The sequence below is a fragment of the Streptomyces europaeiscabiei genome (assembly GCF_001550375.1).
Lineage (GTDB): Bacteria > Actinomycetota > Actinomycetes > Streptomycetales > Streptomycetaceae > Streptomyces > Streptomyces europaeiscabiei.
This window is the reverse complement of record NZ_LRTR01000323.1, coordinates 1-10,102: the sequence shown is the minus strand read 5'-3', so window position 1 is coordinate 10,102 and position 10,102 is coordinate 1. Positions and strand designations below refer to the sequence as shown.

The window sequence follows — 10,102 nt, the reverse complement described above, 5'->3', positions numbered from 1 at the left end:
AGCCCCCAGCCCCCAGCCGAACGTGAGCATCCATGGCACCGAGCGTCCCGTCCACGAACCCGTCGGCTCAGTCGCTCATACCGAGGCCGGTCGCGGCCTCGGTCCTGCCCCGTGCCCGGCGTTTTTCCCTGGCGGGCCGTGAGCCGTACGTGCTGGCCGTCGTGCTGTTCGTCGCGTACGCCGCGGTGTCGGTCGGGCGGTACCGGCGGATGGGGACCCGTTCGTACGACCTGGGGATCTTCGAGCAGACGGTGCGGGCGTACGCGCACTTCCAGGCGCCGATCGTCGAGCTGAAGGGGCCGGGTTACAGCGTGCTCGGGGATCACTTCAGCCCGGTCACCATGCTGCTCGCGCCGTTCTACCGGGTGTTTCCCTCGTCCGTGACGCTGTTGGTCGCGCAGGCGGCGCTGTTCGCGCTGTCGGCGGTGCCGGTGACACGGGCGGCGACGCGGATGCTGGGGCGGGCGCGGGGGCTCACGCTGGGGGTGGCGTACGGGCTGTCGTGGGGGCTGCAGAACGCCGTGGACTTCGACTTCCACGAGATCTGTTTCGCCGTTCCGCTGATCGCGTTCTCCCTGGAGGCGCTGCTCCGTCGGCGGTGGCGTGCGGCGCTGCTCTGGGGACTGCCCTTGGTGCTGGTCAAGGAGGACCAGGGGCTGACGCTGGCGGTCATCGCGCTCGTCGTCGCGCTGCGGGCCCGGCGGCACGGTTCGACCCGGGTGGTGCCGTACGCCCTGGCGGTCGCCGCGTTCGGCGCGGTCGCCACGCTGCTCGCCTTCACCTTGATCATCCCGGCCTTCAACACCGCCGGCGCCTCCGACTACCTGTCCAAGGTCGGCGACTCCGGCCCCCTCGACGGCATGGACACCAAGATCCGCACCGTCCTCTGGCTGGTGATCCCGACCAGCGGACTGCTCGCCCTGCGCTCCCCGATCATCCTCGCCGTCCTCCCCACCCTGGGCTGGCGGTTCGTCTCCTCCGACCACCACTACTGGGGCACGGCCTGGCACTACAGCGCCGTACTGATGCCGATCATCACCCTCGCGCTCGTCGACGCACTGCCCGGCGCCCGCCACGACTCCCGCCCGTGGCTGCGCTCGTACGCGCTCCATCTGCCCGCCGCCGTCCTCGCGGCCTCGCTCGCGCTGACGACCATGCTGCCGCTGGGCACCCTGACCAAGGCCGACGCCTATCGTGTCCCGGCCGAGGTCCGGGCTGTGGAGAAGCTGCTGCGCACCATCCCGGACGGGGCCACCGTCGAGTCCAACATCGGGCCCATCACCCGACTGACCTCCCGCTGCCGCGTCTTCTGGATCGGCCGGACCAAGGGCCTCGCCCCGGACTACATCGCCTTCAACAACTCCTCGCACTGGGTGAAGGACGTCCCCGCGTTCGCCCGTCAGCTGCATCCGCGCGACACGTACGTGCTGCGGGGCGTCATCCAGGGGTACGTGCTGCTGAAACGTACGTCGCCGCGCACATCCACGAGCGCATCCCCGAGCACGTCCTCCTGAGACGGGTGGAGCCCGGCGCCCGGAAGCCTCCGCTTCCCGACGCCGGGCTCTCCCCCGGTTCCCCCGTGTCCCCCGGTTCCCCCCGTGTCCCCCGTTCGTTCCCCCGTGCCCAGCGGCCGATGGCCACTCGGTGGCTACTCGATGGCTACTCGGTGGCGATCGCGTTCAGTACGTTCATGCGGCCCGCCCGGAACGCCGGCACCAGCGCGGCGAACAGGCCCACGAAGGCCGATCCGATGAAGACCCCGATGATCGTCGGCCACGGGATGTCGAGGACCTTCAGTCCCTCCAGGGCGAGGAGCTGCTGCGCGGTGGCGCCCCAGCCCATGCCCAGGCCCAGGCCGAGGAGCGCGCCGAAGAGGGCGATGACGACCGACTCCAGGCGGATCATGCGGCGCAGCTGGCGGCGGGAGAGGCCGATGGCACGCATCAGACCGATCTCGCGCGTCCGCTCGACCACCGACAGCGCCAGCGTGTTCACGACTCCCAGGATCGCGACGATGATCGCGAGGGCGAGCAGGCCGTAGATCATGTTCAGGAGCTGGTCGATCTGGCCCTTGAGCGCTTCCTTGTAGTCGGTCTGGTCGCGGACCTCGTACTGCGGGTAGTCGTGCAACGCGTCCTTGAGGGACTTGTACGCGGCCGCGTCCTGGCCCTCCTTCGCCGAGGCGAAGAGCAGTTGGTCGAGGGGCATCCTGTCGGCGGGGACGTACTTGGCCATCGTGTCGATGGAGGTGTACATGGCCCCGGCGTCGATGACGACGTCGCTGCTGGTGATCGCGCGGACGGTCAGGTCGGCCGTGGAGCCGTCCTTGAAGTCGACGGCGATCCTGGAACCGAGCTTGATGTCGTGGTCCTTGGCGAACTTCTCGTGGACGGACATCGAGTCGGGCTTGTAGGCGTCCGCCAGCCTGCCCTCGACGACCTCGGTGGCGAGGTCGGTGGCGTAGCTCGGGTCGGCGGCGGTGATCGCCGTCTCCTTGAGCTTCTTGCCGTCGGGGGTGGTGAAGTCGGCCTGGGTCCACTTGTACTCGGTGACGTTCTTGATGCCCTCGGCGGACTTCGCGGCCTCGACGGCCTGCGGGGTGATCAGCTGGCCGGTGTCGGACTGGATGATGAAGTCCGTGCCGACCGTCTTGTCGAGCTGCTCCGTGGCCGAGGCGACCATGGAGGAGCCGACGACGGACAGGCAGGCGACCAGGGCGAGACCGATCATCAGGGCGGCGCCCGTGGCCCCCGTACGGCGGGGGTTGCGCAGCGCGTTGCGCTCGGCCATCCGGCCCACGGGGCCGAAGGCCCGCAGGACGACCGCGCCCAGCACCCGCACCACGGCGCCGGCCAGCAGCGGGCCGATGACGACGAAGCCGATGAGGGACAGGACGACCCCGCCGCCCAGCCACATCGAGCCCTCGCTCGCCTTGGCGGCGGTGGACGCGAGGTACAGGCAGTAGCCCCCGGCGACGGTCAGGAGCAGGCCGATCACGGCCCGCACCACTCCGGCCTTGGCATCCAGCGGAGCGCCGGCGTCGCGCAGGGCGGCCATCGGGGAGACCTTGCCGGCGCGCCGGGCGGGCACGTACGCGGCGAGGACGGTGACGACCATGCCGAGGAGCAGACCGACCGCCGGGGTGGTCCAGGCGATGGTGAGGTCGTCGGTGGACAGGTTCATGCCGGTGGCGCTCATCAGCTTCATCAGGCCGATGGCGAGGCCGACACCGCCGGCGACACCGAGGACCGAGCCGAACACGCCCAGGAACAGCGCCTCGACGAGGACCGACCGGTTGACCTGGCCGCGGCTGGAGCCGATGGCCCGCATCAGGCCGATCTCGCGGGTCCGCTGGGCGACCAGCATCGAGAAGGTGTTGATGATCAGGAAGATGCCGACGAGGAAGGCGATCCCGGCGAAGCCGAGCATCGCGTACTTCATCACGCCCATGAACTCGCCGACGTCCTTGGCGTTGGCGTCCGCGATCTCCTTGGCGGTCTGCACCTTGTAGGCGCCGCCCAGTTCGGCGGAGACGTTCTTCTTCACCTGCGCGTCCGTGAACCCGGCGGCGGCGGTGATGTTGACGTTGGTGTATACGCCAGTCTCGCCGACCAGGGTCTTCTGGGCGGTGGCGGTGTCGAGGTAGAAGATCGCGGCGCCCGGATTGGTGACCTGGAAGTCGGCGATGCCGGAGACCTTCGCCTCGTGCGTACCGACGGCGTTGATCACGCCGATCACGTCGCCGAGCTTCAGGTCGTGCTTGTCGGCGGTGTCCGCGTCGACCATGATCTGGTCGGGGCCGCGCGGTGCGTTGCCGGACGAGATCTTCATGGTGCGGGCGTCGTTGGCGTTCCAGTTGCCGACGATGGTCGGGGCGCCGCTGGTGGGCGAGAGGCTGTCCTTGTCGGCGTCGACGACCGTGACCGACGTCGAGAAGACGGTCCCCTCGGCCGACTTCACGCCGTCCGCGCCGCCCACCTTGTCGACGACGGACGCGGGCATCACCGGCGGCTTGCCGTTGTCGGACTGCGTCTCACCGCTGTCGGAGGCGCCCTTGGCGCTGACCGTGACGTCGGAGGAGGTGGCCGCGAACAGCTTGTCGAACGTCGTGCCCATCGTGTCGGTGAACACCAGGGTCCCCGTCACGAACGCCACCGACAGCATGACCGCGATGGCCGAGAGCGCCATCCGTCCCTTGTGCGCGAAGAAGTTGCGCAGGGAGGTCTTCATGACACTCATGACGTACGCCCCCGCGCGTCGAAGTCCTTCATCCGGTCCAGCACGGCGTCGGCGGTCGGCTTGAGCATCTCGTCGACGATGCGGCCGTCGGCCAGGTACAGCACCCGGTCCGCGTACGAGGCGGCCACGGGGTCGTGGGTGACCATCACGATGGTCTGGCCCAGCTCGTCGACCGACCTGCGCAGGAAGCCCAGCACCTCGGCGCCGGCCCGCGAGTCCAGGTTGCCGGTCGGCTCGTCACCGAAGATGATCTCCGGCCGGGCGGCCAGCGCCCGGGCCACGGCGACGCGCTGCTGCTGGCCGCCGGAGAGCTGGGTGGGCCGGTGCTTGAGCCGGTCGCTCAGGCCGACGGTGTCGACGACCCGCCCCAGCCACTCCTTGTTCGGCTTCCGCCCGGCGATGTCCATGGGCAGGGTGATGTTCTCTATCGCGTTCAGCGTGGGCAGCAGGTTGTACGCCTGGAAGATGAAGCCGATCCGGTCCCGGCGCAGCTGCGTGAGCTTCTTGTCCTTGAGCCCGGTGATCTCGGTGTCGTCGAGGTAGATCTGACCCGACGTCACGGTGTCGAGCCCGGCGAGGCAGTGCATGAGGGTGGACTTGCCGGACCCCGAGGGGCCCATGATCGCGGTGAACTGTCCTCGCGCGATGTCCACATCCACCTGGTCGAGGGCGACGACACGGGTCTCACCGGACCCGTACGCCTTCACGACCTGCCGCGCCCGCGCGGCAACGGCCGTAGTCCCTCCAGTACCCCCGTGCCTGGTGATGGTCACAGCCGATGTCACGGTATGTCTCCTATGTCGTGCAGCGGATGGTTCCGCCGCTCAGTGGACGAGCCGTACGAAGCGAGTGCCGTAGCAAGCGAGTGCCGTACGAACCGCGTGCCGTACGAACCGCGTGCCGTACGAAGCGAGGCGCCGAGTCGTACGAGGTGGTGTGCTGATGAGTCTGGTCCCCGGAGGGGGTGCGGCGCCCTGGTGCCCAGCGCAGTCTTCTGCTGGGGAAAACCCCACCCCCACCGCTCCGGTGCACCGCCCCCCAGCGGCGTAAAGCCAGGTTAAGGACGGGAGGTCCCCGTCTCGTCCTCCGCCGGTACGAACCCTCCCCGAGCCCTAGTGCGGAGGTCCCCCTAGGGGATCTCGCCCTCTGGGAGGAGACGGCCTCGGGGTTCCCCTCGTCCCTGCGATGCGACCAGGCTGCACCCTGCCGTGGCGTGAGGGTCAATGGCATGGCGGTCGGCGGCAGATAGATGCAAGGGGAAGGCATTCGGTGGGACAGTCCGGTGGGCGAGATACGACCGGCGACACCGGATCCGGCAGATGACGGACGAGCAGCCACAACGCCGCCGCGCCGAGCGGCAGGTTGACGGCACCGCCACGGCCTCGATCCTCTTCTGCCGCCAGACCGGCCAGACCCTGGGCGCGGCGGTGTTCGGCGCCGTCGCGAACGGCGTGCCGGCCTCCCGGCTCGGCGGCGCGGGAGACCTCGACGCCGTCACCCACTCCCTCGACGTCGGCGCGGCCACGGAACCGGTCCGCCGCGCGGTCGCGGACGCGGTCCACGCCGTCCACCTGGGAGCGGGGTGCGCGGCGACGGTCGCGTTCCTGGTTCTGCTGGTGGTGGCACCGCGGAGGTTTCCGGTGCTCGTCGACCCCAGCGCTCCTGACCCTCGTTCAAAAATCTGAGTTAATCCGGGTAACACCCGAGGTCAGCGCCGGATCCTCCAAGTAAGCGCATACCGACCGATCAGTTTGTCGAAACCCTCGCGCACCGCCGCACCCACGAGTAGCGTTCACGCCCGCCCCCCGCTCCCCGCGGTCCGCACCGGACCCGAGCCGCGCAAGGAGACAAAGGGATGACCGACGCCTTCTCGTCACCCCCGCACCGACCCCCGTACTCACCGCACAGTTCGTCTCCCCCGTACCCGCCGCACACCTCGTCCCCTTCGTACCCGCCGCACACCTCGTCCCCCTCGTACCAGACCTACCCCTGGGCACCCCAGGAACCGGTGGCGGTCCCGGCCCCCCGGTCCGCCCGCGCCTCCGCCCTCGGCCACCACAGCGACCTGCGGGTGCTGCGGAGCGCGTACCGCTGGCAGCGGCGGGTGGCGACGCTGGCCGCGCTGGGCTACTTCGTGCTCTTCCTCGTCCTGTCGGCGTTCGCCCCGTCGTTCATGACGAGCGAGGTCAGCGGCGGACTGTCCACGGGACTGCTCCTCGGTCTGCTCCAGGTGCCGGTGACGTGCCTGGCCATCTGGCTGTACGAGCACACCGCACGCCACCGGGTCGACCCGCTGGCCGACCGCATCCGCGAGTCGGCGGCGGCGGACGCGAAACGGGACGCGCGGCAGGACATCGGGCGGGGGACCTTCCGATGACACCCATCGTCCCCTCGACCACGGCCGCGGGCGGCCTCGCCGAGTTCAGCGGGTCGGCCCAGGCCATGTCGCTCGTCGGGTTCACGGCGGTCGCCACGATCACACTGCTGCTGTGCGTGATGACGGGCCCGGACCGGGACGACCTCGACGAGTTCTACACCGGCTACAGCTCGCTCTCCCCCATGCGCAACGGCCTCGCCATCGCGGGCGACTACATCTCGGCGGCGACGGTGCTGGGCACCGGCGGAGTGATCGCCCTCTTCGGCTACGACGGTGTGGTCCTCGCCCTCAGCACGGCCCTGTCCCTGATGCTGCTGATGTTCCTGCTGGCCGAACCCCTGCGCAACGCGGGCCGGTTCACGATGGGCGACGCGCTGGCCCGGCGGATGCCCGGCCGGTCCGTGCGCGTTGTCGCCTGCGTCGTCACCATCGCCGCGCTGATGCCGATGATGCTGGTCCAACTGGCGGGCACCGGCGACCTGCTGGCATTCGTCCTCGGCTTCTCCGGCGACAGCCTGAAGACCGGTGTCGTGGTGGTCGTCGGCGCGCTGATGATCGGCTACGCGGCGATCGGCGGCATGAAGGGCACCGCCCTCATCCAGATCATCAAGATCGTGCTGCTGCTCGGCTCCGGCGCACTGGTCGCCGTACTGATCCTGAACAAGTTCGACTGGAACCCCGGTTTGCTGCTCGGCGCGGCGGCCGACCAGAGCGGCATCGGCGCCGCGTACCTCCACTCGGGGCTGCAGTTCGCGGGCGGTCCGCACCCCGAACTCGACATGATCAGCGCCCAGTTGACGGTCGTCCTCGGCGGCGCCTGCCTCCCCCACGTCACCATGCGCATGTACACGGCGAACAACGCCCGCCAGGTCCGCCGCTCGCTGTCCTGGGCGGTCCCCTCCGTCGCCCTCTTCGTCCTGATCATCGCGGTGATCGGCTTCGGCGCGACGGCCCTGATCGGCCGCGAGGTGATCGCGGCGGCCGATCCGCAGGGCAACACGGCCTATCTGCTCGGCTCGATGGCGGCGTTCGGCACGGAGGTGTCCACGGCGGAGACCCTGCTCTTCACCACGGTCACGACGGCGGTCTTCCTGACCCTCCTCGCCTCCGTGGCCGGCATGATCCTCGCCTGCGCCAACTCCCTGGCCCACGACGTCTTCGCGGCCCGCGCCACGAAACCCCTCACCCCGCGCCGCGAGATGACCATCGCCAGGCTCTCGGCCTGCGCGGTCGGCGTCACCGCGATCGTCCTGGCCACGATGGTCCAGCACCGCAACCTCCAGCCGCTGGTCACCCTCTCCTTCTGTCTCGGCGCCTCCGCCATCGCCCCCGCCCTGGTCTACGGCCTCTTCTGGCGCCGCTACACCCGTACGGGCCTCATGTGCACCCTGATCGGCGGCAGTCTCTCCGTCCTCGTCCTCATGACCGGCACCAACCTCGTCTCCGGCTCCCCCTACTCCGCCTTCCCCCGCGCCGACTTCAACTGGTTCCCGTTCACCACGACGGGCCTCGTCTCCATCCCCCTGGGCTTCCTCGCAGGCTGGCTCGGCACCCGGCTCTCCGGCGACACCGAGGCAGAGGAACAGCGCAAGCAGTACGAGGCGGTGGAGGGCTGGATCCTGGCGGGAGCGACACGAAGGGGCGACCAGAGGTGAAGGGCGCGGGTGCGCTGGCGGGTCGGCTCCGGTGGGGCTTCTCGCGCAGTTCCCCGCGCCCCTGAAAGGCCAGGCCCCACTCACCCGCACCCGCCCACGAACCGCACCCGCGCATGCCCTCAAAAACCCCGCACCCTAATCCGTCAACGCCGACAGACTGTCCCGAATGCAGTCCATCTGCGCACGGACCTCGTCCCACCTCTCCCCATGCTCCCGCAGCACCCGCTCCGTCTCCCGGGCCACCCACTCCTCCCGCCGCCGAGCCTCCGCGAGCGCCTCCGCGGCGCGATCCTCGGCCTCGTCCTGCATCCGCGCCGCGCCGGCCTCCGCATCCGCGAGGGCCTGCTCGGCCGCAAGCAGCTCCGCCTCGGCCCGGGCGGCCCGTTCGGCCTGCCCGGCATCGAAGGCGGCCTCCCGCTCGCCCACCTCCCGCTCGATGCCGGCCACCCGCTCGTCGTACTCCTTCTGGAGTTCGGTGAGCATCCCCTCGGTCCGCTCCCGCACCTCCCGCAGCGCGGCCAGCGCCTCGCCCCGCCCCTCCTTCACCGCACGCCGGGCCTCGATCCGCAGATCGTCGGCCTCGGCCTGGGCTGCCAGCAACAGATGCCGGGCCCGCTCGTCGGCCTCGCCGCGCACCTCGTCGGCGTACTCCTGCGCGGCACCCCGCAGCCGCAGCCCCGCCTCCTCCGCCTCGGCGACCATCCGCCGGGACTCGTGACGCCCGCTCTCGCGGACGGCCGCGGCCTCCTCGACGCCGAGGGCGAACAACTGGCGGGCGCCCTCGCCGAGCGCCTCGTAGGTCTGCGGGGTCAGCCCGGCGACCGTCTCACGCAGCAGGGCGAGTTCCCCACCCATCTCCCGGGCCAGCACCGTCAGCCGGGCGGCCCGCTCCCATGCGGCGTCCCGGTCCCGCGAGAGGGCCTCCGTGTGGGCGTCGACCTCGTCGGTTCGGTAGCCACGCCGTACGACGTCGAACTCGAACTCATGGGGTGCCGTCGGTGCGCTGCTCATGCTGGGCCCTTTCCGCCGGACACACACGAAATGATGATTTCGCGCACATCTTGATGTATCGGGCAGAAGTGTTCATAACGCGACACTCCGTGCGAGGGTCACGGGTGAGGCGGCGGGCACCGGCAGCGGGCACGGACAGCGGGCACACGCAAGAGCCCGGCCCGGTCGTACGAGACCGGGCCGGGCCCTTGTGACGTGCGGGTGACGCGGCGGCCGTCAGCCGCGACGGATCACAGCAACCCGTCCCACATCTGCTCCAGCAGCACCGACCACCAGCTCTCCGGCGAGGCGAGCGCCGCCGGGTCGAGGCCGGCGAGCTGCGCCTGGAAGTCGACGGTCCAGCGGCCCGCCTGCTCCTGGTTGAGACCGAACCGCAGCCGCCACATCCGGCCGAGGAGGGCCAGGCAGCGCGCGAACTCCGGCAGACCGGTGTTCACGAACTGCGGCGGTACGGGCGCACCGCCCGGTCCCGCCTCCACCGGCACGGCCACGATGTTCGCCGTGCCGTACTGCACACACAGGGCCTTGCCGAAGTCGCTGCCCATCACCAGGTACGAGCCCGCGTCGGCCGCCGGCTGCACACCCCGCTCCTGCGCCAGCTCCGCCAGCGTCGGCACCGGACGGCCGGGCTGGGCCTGCGCCCAGAAGAACGGGCCCATGTCGACGGGCAGTCCGGCCACGACCAGGGTGTGCGCCACGATCGGCGGAACACCCTGGCGCGACACCGCCTGCTGGTCGAACCGGAACACCCCCGGCCCGAACGCCGCCGCCAGCTCCTGCCCGATCGCCTCCGGCGGGACCGGCGGCGCCGGCTGGACCG

7 protein-coding genes and 1 pseudogene are annotated in these 10,102 nt (G+C 70.5%); 4 read left to right on the top strand and 4 right to left on the bottom strand.

All coding sequences use genetic code 11. The annotated features are described in order from the left end of the window. Nucleotides 1–32 precede the first annotated feature (32 nt). Nucleotides 33–1,514 carry a DUF2079 domain-containing protein gene (locus AWZ10_RS15805; RefSeq protein ID WP_060891375.1) on the top strand — a complete coding sequence of 494 codons (1,482 nt, stop codon included), beginning with the start codon at nucleotides 33–35 and terminating at the stop codon, nucleotides 1,512–1,514. Between the two features lie 145 nt (nucleotides 1,515–1,659). Here the strand turns inward: AWZ10_RS15805 and AWZ10_RS15800 are convergent, their stop codons facing one another. Together AWZ10_RS15800 and AWZ10_RS15795 are read right to left on the bottom strand one after the other, a co-directional pair. Beyond that, on the bottom strand, nucleotides 1,660–4,239 hold the full coding sequence (locus AWZ10_RS15800; RefSeq protein ID WP_060891374.1) for an ABC transporter permease: 2,580 nt from the start codon (nucleotides 4,237–4,239) through the stop codon (nucleotides 1,660–1,662). Next, the gene (locus tag AWZ10_RS15795; protein WP_046707107.1) at nucleotides 4,236–5,024 is read right to left on the bottom strand and encodes an ABC transporter ATP-binding protein; all 789 of its coding nucleotides are present in this window, start codon (nucleotides 5,022–5,024) and stop codon (nucleotides 4,236–4,238) included. The genes AWZ10_RS15800 and AWZ10_RS15795 overlap by 4 nt, the downstream gene beginning before the upstream one ends. 582 nt (nucleotides 5,025–5,606) lie before the next feature. Here AWZ10_RS15795 and AWZ10_RS15790 point away from each other — a divergent pair. From AWZ10_RS15790 to AWZ10_RS15780, 3 genes and pseudogenes are all read left to right on the top strand, one after another. Continuing rightward, nucleotides 5,607–5,924: pseudogene (locus AWZ10_RS15790) on the top strand (MFS transporter); the annotation flags it as partial. A gap of 170 nt (nucleotides 5,925–6,094) precedes the next feature. After that, the gene (locus tag AWZ10_RS15785; RefSeq protein ID WP_060891372.1) at nucleotides 6,095–6,616 is read left to right on the top strand and encodes a DUF485 domain-containing protein; all 522 of its coding nucleotides are present in this window, start codon (nucleotides 6,095–6,097) and stop codon (nucleotides 6,614–6,616) included. Further along, nucleotides 6,613–8,271, top strand: coding sequence for a sodium/solute symporter (locus AWZ10_RS15780; RefSeq protein WP_060891371.1), 1,659 nt, complete (start codon nucleotides 6,613–6,615; stop codon nucleotides 8,269–8,271). The genes AWZ10_RS15785 and AWZ10_RS15780 overlap by 4 nt, the downstream gene beginning before the upstream one ends. Nucleotides 8,272–8,406: 135 nt before the next feature. Here AWZ10_RS15780 and AWZ10_RS15775 read toward each other — a convergent pair whose 3' ends face one another. Beyond that, a complete protein-coding gene (locus AWZ10_RS15775; protein ID WP_046704972.1) occupies nucleotides 8,407–9,282 on the bottom strand; it encodes a hypothetical protein in 876 nt (291 codons plus the stop codon). A gap of 230 nt (nucleotides 9,283–9,512) precedes the next feature. Beyond that, a partial coding sequence (locus tag AWZ10_RS15770) for an SUKH-4 family immunity protein (protein WP_208618506.1) occupies nucleotides 9,513–10,102 on the bottom strand: 590 nt, incomplete at its 5' end.